Here is a 17,745-nt window from a genome sequence, read left to right as displayed (position 1 = left end):
CATGTGCTGAATTACCGTTGAGACACGTACTGCGCCACGGTCGCTTTCGCGCCCTTTTGCAGCAGCGTCTGGTACGCCTTCATCACCGCATCAACAAAGACGGCTTCACGCGGTAACTCCTTGCCGAAGATGGCTTCGATGCCGAGCAGCGCCCTGACCCGGCTTTCCCCTTCCGCACTGCCCTTTACCGCCGCCTGAATCACCGCCAGCTGAGGATCGCTCACGTCAATCGCGTTACCCTGCTCGTCCACGCCGCCGACATAGCGCATCCACCCTGCCACGCCCAGCGCCAGCAGCGGGAAAGGTTTCTGATGCACCAGGTGCCAGCGCACGGAATCAAGCATGCGCTGCGGAAGCTTCTGGCTGCCGTCCATCGCGATTTGCCAGGTCCGATGGCGCAGGGCCGGGTTGCTGTAGCGAGCAATCAGGAGATCGGCATAGCGTCCTAAATCGACGCCTTTGACCTTCAGCGTAGGCGCCTGCTCGTTAAGCATCAGCGCGTGCGCGGCGGCGCGGTAGTTCGCATCTTCCATACAGTCGTTAATATGCTGATAGCCCGCCAGATAGCCCAGGTAGGCCAGGAACGAGTGGCTGCCGTTGAGCATGCGCAGCTTCATCTCTTCAAACGGGATCACGTCCGACACCAGCTCGGCACCGGCTTTTTCCCACTCGGGACGCCCTGCAACAAAGTTGTCTTCAATCACCCACTGGCGGAACGGTTCACAGGCCACTGCCGCCGGATCGCGCACGCCGGTCAGTCGTTCGATTTTATCCAGCGTGTCGGGGGTCACCGCAGGCACGATGCGATCCACCATGGTTGACGGGAAGGTGACGTGGGATTCGATCCAGTCCGCCAGCTCACCGTCTACCGCACGGGCGTACGCGCAGGTGACATTGCGCATCACGTGACCGTTCTCCGGCATGTTGTCGCAGGACATCACGCTAAACGCAGGCAGACCCGCCGCCTTACGGCGCGCGAGCGCTTCCACGACGACGCCCGGCGCAGATTTTGGCTGGTGCGGGTTTTGCAGGTCGGCGACGATAAACGGGTGATCGAGCATCAGTTTCCCGGTCGCCGGAGAGTGGCAGTAGCCTTTCTCGGTGATGGTCAGCGAGACAATCGCTACCTGCGGGTCACACATCGCCGCCAGCACCGTCTCCAGCCCGTCAACCTGCGCATGGAGAGCCTTTTTGACCACGCCCACCACGCGGGATGTCCATGCATCGGCAGACATTTCAGCCACGGTATAGAGCTTATCCTGCGCGTTCAGATCGGCAATCTGCTGCTCACCGCCAATCAGGTTAACCTCACAGTAGCCCCAGTCGCTGCCGTGCTCAGCGGCGAGGATGTCGGCGTACACCGCCTGATGCGCGCGGTGAAATGCGCCAAAGCCTAAATGAACGATGCGTGCCTTAAGGCTGTCGCGATCGTACTGAGGCAGCGTCGCGTTGGCCTGTAATAACGTATTTTCCATGATTAAGACTCGTTAATTAGAAAGCTGTGGATCGCTGCCGCTCATGTTGAAGCGGCAGCGCCTGCTGACTACACCAACTAGAATGGCAGCTGGAGTAAAAAGAGAACTGCCATCAACCATACTGATACTGCCGTTTGAGATTTTGATTTATATTAACTTTTGGTCATGTGGTGTGACATAAAAACAAAGTTGTGTGACAGGTAGCGCAAGCTATAAACCACTAGCGTCGTGAGGAGACAGCGCCGTACCCAACCGTCTCTTTTGGCGCAGACTCGGCCGCGTCATGCGCCGCGCTCAAATCACGGTCTCGCACTTCCGGCATCAGGATTGCCGAGACCAGTCCTGTCACGGAATAGGCCACCAGCATGGCGACAATCGGCCACCAGGAGCCGGTCATATTGCAGAAGATCCCTGCCAGCACAGGACCAAAGCCCACCGCCACCAGACCGCCCGCCTCTTTGGAGATGGCCATACGCGTAAAGCGATTTCGCGAGCCAAACATCTCCGCCATGGTGATATTTTCCAGCGCGAACAGCCCCAGAACGGCGAAGTTATGGATAACGATGATAGAGAGCATGATCGTCCCCGTCGCATAGCTCTTATCAACGATGATCGACAGCATCGGGTAGGCGAGCAGAATGGCTGAGATATTGAGAATAATGTACGGCAGACGGCGCCCCACTTTATCGGAAAGCCAGCCCAGCAGCGGAATGGAGATAAACCCGAGAATGGAGCTGATCATCAGCGCATCGGTAGGGATGGCCTTATCGAACAGCAGCGTCTGGACCAGATAGCCCGCGAGGAAGGTCTGGATCAAACCTGAATTGCCCGCCTGGCCGAAACGCAGGCCGGTCGCCAGCCAGAAGGATTTACTTTTCACCATGGAACCCAGCGACGTGTCCGGCTGCACGGTTTGTGCATCGTTCACTTTCTCAAAGACCGGGCTCTCCTTGAGGTTCATACGCAGCCAGATGGCAAAGATCATCACCACGACGCTGGCGAGGAACGGCACGCGCCAGCCCCAGGCGAGCAGCTGTTCACGGTCAAGGGCAAAGAACATGATGGCCCAGATCGCCGTTGCGCTCAGCGTCCCGCAGTTCGTGCCCATCGCCACCAGCGAGGAGATGATGCCGCGTTTTCCTTTCGGCGCGTACTCCGCCAGCATGGTTCCGGCTCCGGAAATCTCCGCCCCGGCACCGAGGCCCTGAATGATGCGCAGCGTCACCAGCAGCACGGGGGCAAAAATCCCGATCTGCGCGTAGGTTGGCAGGACGCCAATCAGCGTGGTACAGATCCCCATCATGGTGATGGTAATGAACAGCACCTTCTTACGGCCAATGCTGTCGCCCATTCTGCCGAAGATAAAGGCCCCGACGATGCGCGCAATATAGCCTGCTCCGTAGGTGCCCATCGCGAGGATCAGCGCCATCGCGGCGGACTGTTCCGGGAAGAAGATCTCATGGAAGACAAGAGCGGCGCCCAGCGAGTAAAGCTGGAAATCCATAAATTCCAGGGCGGTGCCCAGCCAGCCGGAAACGGCGGCTTTCACCAGATCGGATGTGGTTCTTTGAGGTTGTACTTGCGTCATAATGGCTATCTCTGAAAGGTAAGATGCGTACCACATAGCGCCTGTCTGCGCAGGCGCTTAACCGCGTAAATGATTATTGGCCGAACGTGAGTAAGACTTTGCAGCACTGCCGCTGGTCTTTCTCAAACAGTTCGATGGCGTCTGTTACGTGGTGATAGTCAAAGGTATGGGTGATCAGTTTTTCCGGGTCGATCAGCCCCCTCTTCAGCCAGTCGATAACGACCGGGAATTTGTTGGCATTGAGGCGCGAGGAGAAGATCGCCAGCTCTTTGCCGGTGATGCCCTGCTGAACAATCTGGCTCGGCTCGCTGGAGAACCCCATCAGCACGATGCGCGCCGCCGGTGAGGCCAGGGTTATCGCTTCCTGCAAAATAGATGGATGGCAGGCGGCATCAATGATTAGCGTCGGTTTGACGCCTTTTTCCTCCAGCGCGGCCTGCAGCGACTGCTCGCCGTTATTAAAGACCCAGTCCGCGCCGCTGCGCCGGGCCATCGCCAGGCGCTCGTCTATGCGGTCAACCACGATTACCTGCTTCACCTGATAGACGCCTTTCAGCGCCTGCACGGTGACCAGCCCCATCGGGCCAGCGCCGTAGATCAGCGCAACGTCCTGCCCTGTCGGGTTGGCCTGCCCCGTCACGTTGGCGGCGATGGTGAAGGGCTCAACCATCACGGCGTGTTTATCAGGAATGTCATCCGGGATAGGCCAGGCATTTTTAGCGGGCACTGCCGCATATTCGCTGAAGCCCCCGTCGCGGTGTACGCCCAGCACCACCAGCGAGGTGCAGACGTTCGGTTTTCCCACGGAGCACGGGTAGCAGTGCCCGCAGCTGATCACCGGGTCAACCGAGACGCGCTGGCCCAGACGTGCGCTGTCAACGCCCTCGCCTGTGGCGTCAATCACGCCAAAAAATTCATGCCCGATGACGCGTGGATACTTCGCAAACGGGTTATGCCCGCGATAGATGTGGCTGTCTGAACCGCAAATCCCGGCCAGTTTAATCTTGATGCGCACTTCGCCTGCGCCTGGCTCCGGGCGTGACCGCTCTTCAATCACCAGTTCGTTCGGCTGCTGAATCACTACGCTTTTCATCGTTCGCTCCTCGCTTACCAGTTCCACAGCGTGCCGTCTTCAAGACGGGCCACCGGCAGATAGGCCGGGTCGTACGGGTATTTCGCCGCCAGTTTTTCATCAAACTCAATGCCCAGCCCCGGCTTGTCGCCCGGATGCATATAGCCGTTTTCGAAGCGCCAGCTGTGCGGGAAGACTTCCAGCATCTGTTCGGAGTAGCCCATGTATTCCTGCACGCCAAAGTTCGGCACCCACAGGCCGAAATGCAGCGCGGCAGCATGGCAAACGGGCGACAGATCCGACGGGCCGTGTGAGCCGGTGCGCACCTGGTAAAGCGAGGCGAAATCGGCGATGCGACGCATCCCGGTAATGCCGCCCGCGTGGGTAATGGTGGTGCGGATATAGTCGATAAGCTGCTCTTCGATAAGCTGCTTGCAGTCCCAGATGCTGTTAAACACTTCCCCCACCGCAATGGGCGTGACGGTGTGCTGGCGGATCAGGCGGAAGCAGGCCTGGTTTTCCGCAGGCGTTGGATCCTCCATCCAGAACATGCGGAATGCTTCGATGCTCTTGCCGAAGCGCGCCGCTTCGATTGGCGTCAGGCGGTGGTGCATGTCGTGCAGGAGATGTTCATTGAAGCCGAATTTACTGCGCACCGCGTCGAACAGCTTCGGCGTGAAATCGAGGTATTTTTCGGTGGACCAGAGCTGCTCTTCCGGCCAGTCGCCTTTGGTCGCAGGCTCGTAGGCCAGCCCCTTTCCTTTGGCCATACCGTAGGTGGTTTTCATGCCCGGCACGCCGCACTGCACGCGGATCGCCTTAAAGCCCATCTCTTTATGACGGGCGTAATCTTCCAGCACGTCGTCAATGGTGTGGCCGGTAGTATGGCAGTAGACCATCACCCCTTCCCTGGAGGCGCCGCCCAGCAGCTGGTAGAGCGGCATGTTTGCCGCTTTGGCTTTGATATCCCACAGCGCCATATCCACGGCGGAGATGGCCGACATGGTGACCGGACCGCGACGCCAGTAGGCGCCTTTATAAAAGAACTGCCAGATGTCTTCTATGCGGTGCGCATCGCGGCCAATCAGCTGGGGGCAAAGATGATCCTTCAGGTAAGAGGCCACGGAGAGCTCGCGTCCGTTTAGCGTAGCGTCACCGAGACCGACAATCCCCTCATCGGTGGTGATTTTAAGGGTGACAAAGTTGCGCCCCGGGCAGGTAACAAACACGTCAGCCGCGACAATCTTCATAATTCCTTTCCTTACATCGTTCGTTGTGATGCTGGAAATTTACCCACCAACCCTACTACCATACAAGTATAATGATCATAAAATCAGCTAACGATCACAAAACACGGACGCTCACGCGCGCCCCCATCCCGCCACAATAATCAGCATACCGCACAGGGCAATTAGCGCCCCGGCCCAGTCGTATGCGCTGAGCTTGACGCCGTCCACCACGCGTAACCACAGCAGCGCAGTACAAACATATACGCCACCATAAGCGGCGTAAACGCGCCCGCTGGCAGCCGGATGCAGCGTTAACAGCCAGACAAACAGGGCCAGCGCGACGCTTGCCGGGATGAGCAACAATACGGTTCCTCCCTTCTTCAGCCAGAGCCAGGGCAGGAAGCAACCGATGATTTCGCATAGCGCGGTGGCAAAAAAAAGCAGCGTCGTTTTCAGCATATTTCACGTCAGGTGAGGATCTATTTAACCATCATACCTGATGATGTCCTTTACTTTTCCATACTTGCTCCGCGGGTATGCCGTCATTTCGCTTTAGTGTAGAATCTGTACGGGGTAACTTGATTATCTTCACCCATTTAAAAGGAAACGCTATGACCACATTAAGCAAACGCCTTTGTCTGACAGCCCTGATGGCGCTGTCATCGTTCGCCTTTGCCGCCTCTGCGACAGCGGAAACCAGCAAGCTCATTATTGAGTCTGGTGACAGCGCGCAAAGCCGCCAGAACGCCGCTATGGACAAAGAACAATGGAATGACACACGCAGCCTTCGTCAGAAGGTCAACAAACGTGCTGAAAAAGAGTGGGACAAAGAAGATGTCGCTTTTGACGCGCGCGATAAGTGTCAGCAAAGTGCAAACGTCAATGCCTACTGGGAGCCTAATACCCTGCGCTGCCTGGATCGCCGCACTGGCCGCACGGTAGCACCGTAATGTCGGTGTCCTGCGACGTCAAACTCCGTCCGCTGGAGCGTGAAGACCTGCGCTTTGTCCACCAGCTCGACAACAATGCCAGCGTGATGCGCTACTGGTTCGAAGAGCCTTACGAGGCGTTTGTCGAGCTGTCCGATCTCTACGATAAGCACATTCACGATCAGAGTGAACGTCGTTTTGTGGTGGAGTGTGAAGGTGAAAAAGCCGGTCTTGTGGAGCTGGTTGAGATTAACCACGTTCACCGCCGGGCGGAGTTTCAGATAATCATCTCCCCTGAGCATCAGGGAAAAGGCCTTGCTTCACGGGCGGCTAAGCTGGCAATGGATTACGGATTCAACGTTCTGAATCTCTACAAGCTTTACCTGATTGTGGATAAAGAGAACGAGAAAGCGATCCATATCTACCGCAAGCTGGGCTTTATGGTGGAAGGCGAGCTGATTCACGAGTTCTTTATCAACGGCGAATACCGCAATACCATTCGCATGTGCATCTTCCAGCATCAGCACCTGGCCGGACACAAGCCGTCAGGCGCCAGCCTGCTGAAACCGACCGCGCAGTAACCTGCGCGGCTTTACTCTCAGTAATATTCAATCGTATTTTTGATGGTGTACTTGCGCTCAACGGCGGGTTTGACGCTGTCGTCCGTGATCGTCAGGTCGCAGCTCACCGGGTTATTGTGCCGATCGTAATCGCAGCTCTGCTTCACGTTGCCCAGCGGCTTGTCATTCAACATGCTCACGGCCGAGTAATCCATTCTTTTGCGAAGATCTTTAGACGGCGTCGACTGAACGGACAGGTGCTGATCCCCGGAGACGGTGGTTTTGCCCAGCGGGTAGCCATCCGCATCGTAGCGATACATCACTTCCATCTCTTTGCCGTGCGCCGCCACTACAAAACCGTTATCGTCGGTATCCCACGTTATCCCGGCTGACGGCAGTTCGGCCAGCTGGCATTTTCCCTGCAGCTTCACTTTGCGCTGCTGGGTTTCGGCATCAAGGTAGTAATTGGCGTCCAGCACCAGCGCCACGCCGGTGTTGGCCTCCAGGTCGTGCAGCTCCAGGCTATCGAAACACCCTTCCGTAGACACGGTGCCGGTGACCCGTTTGGACACTTCGCCCTTCTCGTTGAACAGCGTCTGGGTAAAGTCTTTGACCGGGCCGCGCAGCGGGTCAAAATCAAATTCGTTCGAGAAACTCGCCATCTCGGGCGTAAACGACAGCGGCGCGGAGCTGTTGTCACAACCCACCAGTGTTGCTGCCAGTAGCGTTATCGCTGCGTATTTCATCACATCATTTACCAATAGAATGAAAGGATTGTTGTTCTCATAGTATCAAATAGAATGGTAACGATGGATAGCATTTTGGAAATTCATACCTTTACGTTCACTACGGCTAAAAATTATTTTTTCCCCCACCGGATATGCACTTACTGATGTTGAACAGCCCCAAATACTGGTAAAATGCCCGAAATTGGTCCAGCTATTCAGTCTTTAAGGTACGTTCAAAGGATGATAACTTTTATAATCAATCTTAAAAACTCGCGCGAACGTCGTGCCAAAATGGAGTCTCAACTGTTAAAGTTGAATATTGCACACGAGTTTGTTGAAGCAGTTGATGGTCGGGAAATGACGGAAGCTGAACGTAAAAATGTTACACGTGAGGTAAATTATGCTTTTCTCCCAGGGGAAGTGGGTTGCGCGTTAAGCCATCAAAAAATATATAAAAAAATCATCAGCGAAAATATCGAAGCAGCCCTGATTCTCGAAGATGATGTTATACTTAGTAGCGATCTTCGTGAAATATTAAATAATATCACACTTAGCAAGACTAAGCCTGAGATTATACTTCTTAGTCGAGTCAATAAATATCACAAAAAGTCAATTAAAAACATATGCGGCTCTTATAATCTACATAAGACGCATCAGGCCACAACAGCGCATGCTTATATTATTAATCAAAAAGCTGCCGACAGGCTCCTGACAAACCTTTATCCTGTGTGGATGGTTTCTGATAAATGGAGCTTATTCGAAGATCTCTCTTTGGCAAAAATTCACTCTTTAGTACCTTATCCAGTTCGTCTTTCTGAAGAGGCTAATGCGTCAACAATTAATGAATCCAAAGGCGATGCCGTGATAGATGCTAAAAAGAAACAAATTTGGGATGCACTGATGCAGGAAAGACCTTTTGCTGCAAAACTTCGTCACCGTTATCGACGTGCCATTACTCCGTTATTCAATACAATTATCAACCAGGGTAAAGGATAAGCTTGGTTTTGTGTTTTGATTACTACCAGGGCGTCAAGCTACTTCCAGGACTATTCAGAAAGACGCACACAAAACAAAAGGTTACCTTTATCCTGCTATGCTTAACGTTCACACAGAGAAAAGGAGCTACAGATGAAACGGTTACCCTGGATTACCGCCCTGCTGTTAATGAGTGCCTCAACGGCCGCGCTGGCGGCACCGGATTCCTGCGAGCGCGTGAAAAGCGACATTCAGCAGAAAATCATCAACAACGGCGTGCCTGAGTCAGGCTTTACGCTGAGCATTGTGCCAAACGATCAGGCCGATCGGACGGGCACGCAGGTGGTAGGCCACTGCGCCAACGACACCTTTAAAATTTTGTACACCCGTACAGGCAACGGAGCTGCTGAAGCTCAGTAATTTATCCTCAATTCCCTTGGATTTGATGAGGATTAAGATCTAATACACCCAAATCAGTAACACTCCCCCCATCATTAGCCCGGTTATCATTTCGGGAAAAATAATACGCAATTATAGACCCTAAATAATTCGGGTTGCAGGAAGCCGGCAAGGGCACGAATCCCCAGGAGCGTACATAAGTACGTGACTGGGGTGAGTGAGTGCACCCAACGCACCTGCAACTTGAAGTATGAAGGGTAAAATGATGGGGTGAGCCATGTCCGATACTGAACATCACGGCGGAATTAGCCGTCGAACTCTCGTGAAATCTACGGCAATAGGTTCTCTGGCGCTTGCCGCCGGCGGGATCTCGCTTCCTTTCGGCTTAAAAAGCGCCGCCGCGGCGGTGAAGAACGCCGTCCAGCCTTCTGAAGATAAAGTTGTGTGGGGCGCCTGCTCGGTCAACTGCGGCAGCCGCTGTGCGCTGCGTCTGCACGTGCGCGACAACGAAGTATACTGGGTCGAAACGGATAACACCGGTGAGGATGTCTATGGCGATCATCAGGTGCGCGCCTGCCTGCGCGGACGTTCTATTCGCCGTCGGATCAATCACCCTGACCGTCTCAACTACCCGATGAAACGCGTGGGCAAACGCGGCGAAGGCAAGTTCGAGCGCATCACGTGGGATGAAGCGCTCGACACGATCGCCGCCAGCCTGAAAGACGTGGTGACCAACTACGGCAATGAAGCGGTGTACATCAACTACTCGTCCGGGATTGTCGGCGGCAATATCACCCGCTCCTCCCCTTACGCTTCGCTGGTGGCTCGTCTGATGAACTGCTACGGCGGTTTCCTGAGCCACTACGGTACCTACAGCACGGCGCAAATTGCCTGCGCGATGCCCTACACCTACGGCAGTAACGACGGCAACAGCACCTCGGATATCGAAAACACCAGGCTGGTGGTCATGTTCGGCAATAACCCGGCGGAAACGCGCATGAGCGGCGGGGGAATTACGTACTATCTGGAGCAGGCCCGCGAGCGGTCCAACGCGCGAATGATTGTTATCGACCCGCGCTACACCGATACGGCAGCCGGACGCGAAGATGAGTGGATCCCGATCCGTCCGGGAACCGATGCCGCGCTGGTGGCGGGCATTGCCTGGGTGTTAATCGACGAAAACCTGGTCGACCAGCCGTTCCTCGACAAATACTGCGTTGGCTATGACGAAAAAACGCTGCCGGAAGGCGCGCCTGCTAACGGTCACTTCAAAGCGTATATTCTCGGCCAGGGCGATGACAACACGGAGAAAACACCGGAGTGGGCCTCACGCATCACCGGCATTCCCGCAGAACGCATCGTTAAGCTTGCGCGGAAAATCGGATCCGCGAAGCCGGCCTGTATCTGTCAGGGCTGGGGGCCTCAGCGTCAGGCAAACGGCGAGCTGACCTCCCGAGCCATCGCGATGCTACCGATCCTCACCGGAAACGTAGGGATCAACGGCGGGAACAGCGGCGCGCGCGAGTCGACCTACACCATCACCATCGAACGTATGCCGCTGCCGGATAACCCGGTAAAAACGCAAATTTCCTGCTTCAGTTGGACGGACGCCATCGTCCGAGGGCCGGAGATGACCGCCCTGCGCGACGGCGTGCGCGGCAAGGATAAGCTGGACGTGCCGATTAAGTTCATCTGGAACTACGCGGGCAATACTCTCATCAACCAGCACTCCGATATCAATAAAACCCACGAAATTCTGCAAGATGAAAGCAAGTGCGAGATGATTGTCGTCATCGATAACTTTATGACGTCGTCGGCGAAGTACGCCGATATCGTGCTGCCGGACCTGATGACCGTCGAGCAGGAAGACATCATTCCTAACGATTACGCCGGGAACATGGGCTACCTGATTTTCCTCCAGCCCGTGACTGCGCCGAAGTTTGAGCGCAAGCCCATTTACTGGATCATGAGCGAAGTGGCGAAACGCCTCGGGCCGGATATCCATCAGAAATTTACCGAAGGACGCACGCAGGAGCAGTGGCTGCAGTTCCTGTATGCCAAAATGCTCGAAAAAGACCCTAAGCTGCCGTCCTATGACGAGCTGAAAAAAATGGGCATTTACAAGCGCAAAGATCCGAACGGACACTTTGTGGCCTATAAAAAATTCCGCGAAGACCCGGAAGCCAATCCGCTGAAAACACCCTCGGGCAAGATTGAAATTTACTCCAGCAAGCTGGCGGAGATTGCGGCCACCTGGGAGCTGGCAAAAGATGAAACCATCAGCCCGCTGCCCGTCTACGCATCAACCTTCGACGGCTGGGATGCGCCCGAGCGCGCGCAGTTCCCGCTGCAGCTGTTTGGCTTCCACTTCAAAGCCCGCACCCACTCGAGCTACGGTAACATCGAGGTGCTGAAAGCGGCCTGCCGCCAGGAGGTCTGGCTTAATCCCGTCGATGCTGCAAAACGCGGCATTAAGAACGGTGATATGGTGCGCGTCTTTAACGATCGCGGCGAGGTACGAATTGAAGCGAAGGTCACGCCACGCATCATGCCCGGCGTGAGCGCCATGGGCCAGGGGGCCTGGCACGACGCCAATATGAACGGCGACCGCATCGACCACGGCTCATGCATCAACACGCTGACGTCCCATCGACCTTCTCCGCTGGCAAAAGGCAATCCGCAACACACCAATCTGGTGCAGATCGAGAAGGTCTAGAAAGTGAAGCGCATGACCGTGGTTTATTCTATGGTCTATGAATTGGTTTAACACAGTCGCGCGGGCGAAATCCGCGCGAGCAAGGAAGATTTAATGAAAGACGTCTCATATCGTGAATCGTTCGCGTTCAGCGCCCGGGTGCTGGGCGCGCTGTTTTATTTCGCACCGGACAGCGAGCAGGCCGCGCCGCTGGTGCAGGCCCTCACGGCGGGCGAATGGGTTCAGGACTGGCCCCTGCCATCGGAAACGCTGCAGCCCGTTGCCGATACGTTTGCCTCCTCTTCCGATGAACCGCTGACCGACGCCTGGCAACGGCTGTTTATTGGCCCTTACGCCCTGCCCGCTCCGCCGTGGGGATCCGTCTGGCTTGACCGTGAATCCGTGCTATTTGGCGACTCGACCCTCGCCCTGCGCCAGTGGATGCGGGAGAATAATATCGCGTTTGAGATGCAGCAGAATGAGCCGGAAGATCATTTTGGTACGCTGCTGCTGCTGGCGGCGTGGCTGGCCGAGAATGGCCGCGAGTCGGAGTGCGCTCAGCTTCTGGCGTGGCACCTGCTGCCGTGGAGCACCCGTTTCCTGTCAGTGTTCGTCGACAACGCCGGGCATCCGTTTTATGCCGCGCTGGGTAAGCTCGCGCAGCTGACGCTCGCGGACTGGCGATCGGGGCTGCTTATTCCGGTTGCGGAAAAGACGTTGTATCGTTAAAAGATGTGGCTTGCTCGCGGTTGGCGGGCAAGCCTTTATCTTACACCTCTCCACCTGATTCACTCACGCTCTCTTTGCTTTGAATGAACCGAAGTGCCAGGTAGAGGTCTGGCGCCAGAATCATGTCATCATCATTCATTGTTGGCCGACTGTCTTTAAACCAGCGCGTTAATTCCGTTTTCCTGCCCGCAAGGATTAACTTAATCTGTCGACCTTTCAGATCGCGCTTTAACTCATTAATGGTTGCCAGAACGCTGATGTCTGAATAGGTGAAGCAGGCAACGGCATCAATGACCACCCATTTAGGCTGTAAGGCTGCACCATCAACCAGGTTCAATACCCGACGTTTAAAATAAGCCACATTAAAATAGGTCAACGGTGAGTTAAATCGATACATCAGCACGCCAGGGACCATTTTAATATCGGTTGTATTACCTAACGAGTGAATCATTCCATCTTCGTCAGTGCCCAGCAGGTGCTCAGAGGGACGAAATACTGTACGAAGGAATTGTAATAACCCAAGCAACACCGCAAGGCCGATCCCCTGGATCACGCCGATAATTAAAACGCAGCCAAACGTGAAAAAGGCCAGACGAAATGCCTGCTTATTTCTGCGCCTCAGGTTCCATAATCCACGTAAATCGATTAATGACCACGAGGCATACATTAGAACTATACCTAACGCAGATACCGGAATGTATTGTAATGGCTGAGTGAAAAACACCACGACAATACCGATGATCAAAGCTGCAACCACCGAAACCAGCTGACTTTTCCCCCCAACCGAATCATTAACCGCGGTCCGGGAATCGGCACCACTGATAGCAAACCCCTGAGATAACCCCGACATAATGTTCGCAATACCCAGCGCCCGGAACTCTGCATCAGCATTTATTTCATAGCCATTTTTCGCGGCGAAACTCCTGGCGGTCAGCATCAGGCTGACAAAACTGACCAACGCCAGGTTCAGCGCCGGGATCACTAAATCACGCATCGGACCGGGCTGGAACGCCGCCCAGTTAACGACGGGTAAACCGGGCTGGAAGCCATCCCCTCCAATAGTGGCAATACCATACTGTTGGGCAGATGTTCCCCAAACCAGTGCCGTTGTTATTACAATGGCGATTAAAGGTGCTGGCCACTGGCTGCGATACGTTTTGATAACCATCAAAATAATTAACGTAAAAAGGGATATTCCTACGGTTAATAAATGGCTTTCTGAAAGTCGACCTGGCAGGGCCATTATTTTCTCTATAACCTGCGCCTCATCAAGCTTGATCCCCAACACCTTGCCTAATTGTCCGACAATAATCGTCACGGCTACGCCATTAAGCAATCCCGTTAGAATGGGATGAGAAAGCAGATCGGCGAGCGCGCCCAGGCGGAATTTACTGGCGAGCAGACACCACCCGCCCATCATCAATGTCATGATGATTGTCAGTTGCCAGTGCAGTTCGGGATTACCTGCAGAGAGAGGATACACGACGGCCGCAATCACCGCGCAGGTCGTGGCATCAGGGCCAACAATAAGCTGGCGTGAAGAGCCAAACAGTGCGTAAGCTATCATTGGTAAAACGCAGGAATAGAGCCCTACAATTGCCCCAACACCCGCCAGTTCAGCGTAAGCAATAGCAACGGGTAGCGCTACAGCCGCAACAGACAACCCGGCTTTAACATCATGTTTTAGCCAGCTTTTATCGTAGGCTAACAAATTTTGTAAGCCTGGCATGTAGTTTAATAAAACTTTTCCGAACACGTTATTCTCCGGACATTAATATTACTCACGAAATGTTGACACACTTTTATGTGAGGTTCTGGCTTTCAAATGCTCCGGACTGAGGCCGCCGCCTCTCAGTACCTAATAAAACTACAGCCCCCGTCGTATTCTGACTGGTATTAAACATAGTTCAAAAACTACCGCTTAGCCGGGGGTTGGCCTGGCCGGACGCTGCAGTGTGCTACGTGCCGGGAGCGGACTCAATGTCGTGCTGTCCGTTACGCCCTTATTCGATGCGTTCCACATTTGGATGACGCGCGGTTGCGGCTTCATGGAATATGTCACCCAGCCAGCTGGCAATCTCGCCTTCTCTCATATCGTCTGGAATAGCGATATCATAGAGTCGAGAAAACTTTCTCTCGGTCAGGTCAGCACGAAATACCAGCCACCGATCGTTCTTACGCTGAACGCCAATATGACGTCCAAAAACGTTATAAATAAGCATATGCAATCTCCGCTCATACTAATGAGGCCATGAATCTGTGGTACATACGTCGGACAGATCAGAGAGTATAAAAGTACAGCGTCCGCTCCTCGCTCAATACTGCTTCAGCAACTATGGAACAACTGCGTTATTTTCACAATTTGCGGTAGATACATTTATTGATATCGCTTTATTGCTTTTGTGTTAATTTTAAATTGATACAATTGTTTAAGGAGACATGCGTGAACATCACCATCTGTAAACCACACGAATACCCTGATTTGGTTGATATTTTTATCGAGATGGAAAACTATTATAATCAGAAACTTTGCTTATCCAGGAGTGACATGACCGCATATCTGAGGGATAAGGTCTTCGCAGTCGATTCTAATACCGAAGTTCACAAAGTGGTTTGTGAAGGGGTAATTGCTGCGTTTTCATGTGTATCAGTGATGTACCCCTCACCCCGTTTCAGCGGGCAAATGTTTATCAAAGAGCTTTTTGTTTCTGCACCTTTCAGGAGGACTGGAGTTGGTAGAAAACTGATGAGTTTTATAGCCTGCCGTGCTCAAGAGCGTGAGTGTTTACAACTCGATTGGTTATCTGTGGCAGCAGACCCATTGGCACAGAAATTTTATGAGTCCCTCGGTGCTCAGGTTATCAAGAGTGTTAACTATCATCGGGTTTTTGGCACAAAAATAAATGAGCTTGCCCGCAGTGGTGGCTGAAGCACTCAGGCAAAAACACTCACCGTTGGTAAAATTAGCATAATGGCAGGCCTGCTGTTCGCTCACTGCGGATCTTAAGCTCAGTCAAATCGTACGCATCGAGCCGCCAGCCGTTCACTGAATTGAGATTACTCTCAGGGAACGCCCTATCGCACGGCTGATTTCGTCACCACTCAACATCCTAAAATGTAACTATTGTTCCTTTGAATACTCATCTGCTTCCGGAGAATAATGCTGACAAACACTTGCCAGCTTATTCCCATCAGGATCGCGCAGATAGGCAACATAAAAATCGGGGCCGTACGCGCTTCGTGTACCCGGCGCGCCTTCATTCTTCCCTCCCGCAAGGAGGCCTGCCGCATGGAACCGTCTGACAAGGTCCGCGTTATCTGCACGGAATGCAAACATTGTCCCGTTTCCCGCCGTTGCGGGATGCCCGTCAAAAGGAGGGCAAATACAGAAGCTGAACCCCTCCTCCGGATTATTTTCATCTCCCCACATTGCCCAGTCTTCTGTCCAGGCAGGCACACGTGAATAGCCAAGCACGTTAAAAACAGCGTCATAAAACGCCACTGCGCGCTGAAGGTCATTTGTACCTATAGTGATATAAGTCAGCATCTTGTTACGTCCTTTTTGCCGTTTATCTGAGCAGCGATTATACGTCAGAGTCTATGATTCAATGGGCTGTAAAAATGCGGCTTTTGACCATTGTAGAGCGTGGGGTACGGTTCGCAGAACCTGCTCTGTAAGGTCATATCAGCCCTCCAGCCCGTGACGTGAAGACCTCAAGTTTCCGTATGTATGCTAAAATTTGTACAGCTGCAGGCCGAAAATAACCCCTTATAACATCAGTATGTTAGCCAAAGTGAGCGAATATGGATAATATTCCACATAAGCAGACAGCCCTGAAAAGATACCCCGCATGGCTGTGGTGCGGAAGTTTTTATCTGGTTACATTAAATTGCTCTGCAGATGAAATAAATCTGTATTCAATAAACACTGGCTCATACGTTTATCATCTGACGCATAATCACGGACAATACACGGAGAACTTTGAAAATAAGTTTATATCCGTCGAGAGGAAATTCTCGGACACGTCGAAATATAGTGTAGTGCTAGGCACAATGAAAAACAGCTTTAATGACAGATGCCTGGCTGCCGGCGTTAGAAGAGACTGGGCTGGATGGGATAACGGTTGGGTTTTTAAGGGTATCTATGGATATGTAGGTGAGTTTTTCTTTGATACTTTCGATGATTGTGGCGACCATGGTTCATACCATGATTTTAAAAAAGTAACAGGGATAGGGTTCTCTCCGTATATATATCATGGATTCCAGTATAATTTTACGTCTTATTTTGGGATGGATGTGGGTATTATCATACCCTCCGTGTTTGTCATTACAGCACAATGGAGCTTTAGATAAATCCGTCAACCACGTGTGCAGTGCTGTAACTGTCTGCAAGTGGAACCGCCCCACCGTCTCAACCGGAGGGGCTTAAATTACCGCTAGTGCGCTCTCAACACTTTTAGCCACCGCAGCCAACAATCAAAAACTATACGTCACCTTCAAACTCCCCGCAGGCGACGTTTTGCGTTGCACAATCGGGCTGTCGCCTGCATCTCCCGTCAGCTGCGTCACGCCCGCAGAGGCAAGTACGCTCCAGCGCGAGGTGAGCTTATGGGTCCAGTCAAGGTTCATCGACCAGGCATAAATTCCGGCCCCGGCGTCATGTCGGGCAAATCCCGACGCGCTCGACTGAGCGGCACTGACCCCGTAGTAGGTCTGCATGTACTTGCTGGATCCCCAACTGCCGGTCAGCGCCAGACTCACCTCATTTTTTGGTGAGGTATAGAACGGGCTGGAAATGCCGAAATGCACGGCTTCACCGTTGTCTCTCTCAGAAACCGGTACCTCTGCCTGCAGCTGCAGGTGAAGCCAGTCGGTCACCTTGTACTCCAGCCCGGGCACAACGATTGCCGAGCCTTTTATCTCGCCCATCCCTCGTAGCTCGTCGCTGCCGGAGGCGATCGAATCGCTGCTCACGTCTTTATCTTTACGGCCAACTCGATAGCTCAGCGCGGCGCTGTAATCCAGGTTACCGATGTTGTTGCCGTAACCGATCCCGCGCGTGGTGCCGATAAAAAAGCCGTTTGCCATGGCGTAATCCACCACCTGAGCCGCACTGACGCGGGTTTTATCTGAACCCGAGTAGCGCGGCCCAACATCCACGCCGCCCCCCAGGGTTAAGACGTTACCCTGGCTCTGTTCTGCCGCCAGAACGGGCGTGGCCAGTAACGCCAGAACGACGCCCGGCACGATGTTTTTCAGGCTGCGGCCCGAGAGTAAATGGGGGAACGTATGACGCAGTTCGATGTTTCTCATTAAAGAAGCCCTTCTGGATTCAAATGATGACGATGCAAGCGGTTAACCGCCGG

General features: G+C 53.5%; 18 protein-coding genes. 8 read left to right on the top strand and 10 right to left on the bottom strand.

Annotated elements, in window-relative coordinates:
• Positions 1-11 precede the first annotated feature (11 nt).
• The 5 genes from V1587_RS12740 to V1587_RS12720 form a co-directional block, all read right to left on the bottom strand.
• On the bottom strand, positions 12-1,475 hold the full coding sequence (locus tag V1587_RS12740) for a mannitol dehydrogenase family protein (RefSeq protein WP_371897539.1): 1,464 nt from the start codon (positions 1,473-1,475) through the stop codon (positions 12-14).
• A 220-nt stretch (positions 1,476-1,695) separates the two neighbouring features.
• Complete coding sequence (locus V1587_RS12735; protein ID WP_371897540.1) at positions 1,696-3,063, bottom strand: MFS transporter; 1,368 nt, start codon at positions 3,061-3,063, stop codon at positions 1,696-1,698.
• A gap of 73 nt (positions 3,064-3,136) precedes the next feature.
• Positions 3,137-4,156 (bottom strand): Zn-dependent oxidoreductase, encoded by a 1,020-nt coding sequence (locus V1587_RS12730; protein WP_371897541.1) that lies wholly within the window; start codon positions 4,154-4,156, stop codon positions 3,137-3,139.
• A gap of 14 nt (positions 4,157-4,170) precedes the next feature.
• Positions 4,171-5,385, bottom strand: coding sequence for a D-mannonate dehydratase ManD (gene manD, locus V1587_RS12725; protein WP_371897542.1), 1,215 nt, complete (start codon positions 5,383-5,385; stop codon positions 4,171-4,173).
• Positions 5,386-5,496: 111 nt separating this feature from the next.
• Positions 5,497-5,823, bottom strand: a complete 327-nt coding sequence (locus V1587_RS12720; protein WP_048989542.1) for a YnfA family protein — start codon at positions 5,821-5,823, stop codon at positions 5,497-5,499.
• A 152-nt stretch (positions 5,824-5,975) separates the two neighbouring features.
• Between V1587_RS12720 and V1587_RS12715 the strand changes: the two genes are divergently transcribed.
• On the top strand, positions 5,976-6,314 hold the full coding sequence (locus tag V1587_RS12715; RefSeq protein WP_323189894.1) for a DUF1283 family protein: 339 nt from the start codon (positions 5,976-5,978) through the stop codon (positions 6,312-6,314).
• Complete coding sequence (gene speG / locus V1587_RS12710; RefSeq protein ID WP_048030664.1) at positions 6,314-6,874, top strand: spermidine N1-acetyltransferase; 561 nt, start codon at positions 6,314-6,316, stop codon at positions 6,872-6,874. Before V1587_RS12715 ends, speG begins: the two co-directional genes overlap by 1 nt.
• Positions 6,875-6,891: 17 nt before the next feature.
• Here the strand turns inward: speG and V1587_RS12705 are convergent, their stop codons facing one another.
• Positions 6,892-7,602 carry a YnfC family lipoprotein gene (locus tag V1587_RS12705; protein WP_371897543.1) on the bottom strand — a complete coding sequence of 237 codons (711 nt, stop codon included), beginning with the start codon at positions 7,600-7,602 and terminating at the stop codon, positions 6,892-6,894.
• Positions 7,603-7,821: 219 nt separating this feature from the next.
• Between V1587_RS12705 and V1587_RS12700 the strand changes: the two genes are divergently transcribed.
• The 4 genes from V1587_RS12700 to dmsD all read left to right on the top strand — a co-directional run bounded on the left by V1587_RS12700 (position 7,822) and on the right by dmsD (position 12,379).
• Positions 7,822-8,577 carry a glycosyltransferase family 25 protein gene (locus V1587_RS12700; RefSeq protein ID WP_371897544.1) on the top strand — a complete coding sequence of 252 codons (756 nt, stop codon included), beginning with the start codon at positions 7,822-7,824 and terminating at the stop codon, positions 8,575-8,577.
• 132 nt (positions 8,578-8,709) lie between these two features.
• On the top strand, positions 8,710-8,976 hold the full coding sequence (locus tag V1587_RS12695) for a DUF1161 domain-containing protein (protein WP_371897545.1): 267 nt from the start codon (positions 8,710-8,712) through the stop codon (positions 8,974-8,976).
• Positions 8,977-9,232: 256 nt separating this feature from the next.
• On the top strand, positions 9,233-11,671 hold the full coding sequence (gene ynfE / locus V1587_RS12690; RefSeq protein WP_395314349.1) for a selenate/tellurate reductase subunit YnfE: 2,439 nt from the start codon (positions 9,233-9,235) through the stop codon (positions 11,669-11,671).
• 93 nt (positions 11,672-11,764) lie between these two features.
• Positions 11,765-12,379, top strand: a complete 615-nt coding sequence (dmsD, locus tag V1587_RS12685; protein ID WP_371897547.1) for a Tat proofreading chaperone DmsD — start codon at positions 11,765-11,767, stop codon at positions 12,377-12,379.
• 40 nt (positions 12,380-12,419) lie between these two features.
• Here dmsD and V1587_RS12680 read toward each other — a convergent pair whose 3' ends face one another.
• Both V1587_RS12680 and V1587_RS12675 read right to left on the bottom strand, forming a co-directional pair.
• Entirely contained in the window at positions 12,420-14,135 is a 1,716-nt protein-coding gene (locus V1587_RS12680) for a SulP family inorganic anion transporter (protein ID WP_371897549.1), read from the bottom strand.
• 247 nt (positions 14,136-14,382) lie between these two features.
• Complete coding sequence (locus tag V1587_RS12675) at positions 14,383-14,601, bottom strand: hypothetical protein (RefSeq protein ID WP_371897550.1); 219 nt, start codon at positions 14,599-14,601, stop codon at positions 14,383-14,385.
• Between the two features lie 221 nt (positions 14,602-14,822).
• Between V1587_RS12675 and V1587_RS12670 the strand changes: the two genes are divergently transcribed.
• Positions 14,823-15,308: a GNAT family N-acetyltransferase gene (locus tag V1587_RS12670; RefSeq protein ID WP_371897551.1), complete on the top strand. Its 486-nt coding sequence runs from the start codon at positions 14,823-14,825 to the stop codon at positions 15,306-15,308.
• A 192-nt stretch (positions 15,309-15,500) separates the two neighbouring features.
• On the opposite strand, the gene V1587_RS12665 is transcribed toward V1587_RS12670, so the two are convergent.
• A complete protein-coding gene (locus tag V1587_RS12665) occupies positions 15,501-15,926 on the bottom strand; it encodes a VOC family protein (RefSeq protein WP_371897552.1) in 426 nt (141 codons plus the stop codon).
• A 257-nt stretch (positions 15,927-16,183) separates the two neighbouring features.
• Here V1587_RS12665 and V1587_RS12660 point away from each other — a divergent pair, with 257 nt between their 5' ends.
• Entirely contained in the window at positions 16,184-16,732 is a 549-nt protein-coding gene (locus V1587_RS12660) for a hypothetical protein (RefSeq protein ID WP_371897553.1), read from the top strand.
• Positions 16,733-16,855: 123 nt separating this feature from the next.
• Here V1587_RS12660 and V1587_RS12655 read toward each other — a convergent pair whose 3' ends face one another.
• On the bottom strand, positions 16,856-17,692 hold the full coding sequence (locus tag V1587_RS12655; RefSeq protein ID WP_371897554.1) for a MipA/OmpV family protein: 837 nt from the start codon (positions 17,690-17,692) through the stop codon (positions 16,856-16,858).
• Positions 17,693-17,745 lie beyond the last annotated feature (53 nt).

The organism is Enterobacter sp. ECC-249, assembly GCF_043965265.1.
Taxonomy (GTDB): Bacteria; Pseudomonadota; Gammaproteobacteria; order Enterobacterales; family Enterobacteriaceae; genus Enterobacter; species Enterobacter quasiroggenkampii.
Note: the sequence above shows the minus strand (reverse complement) of the source record. Positions and strands in the feature narration are given on the sequence as shown.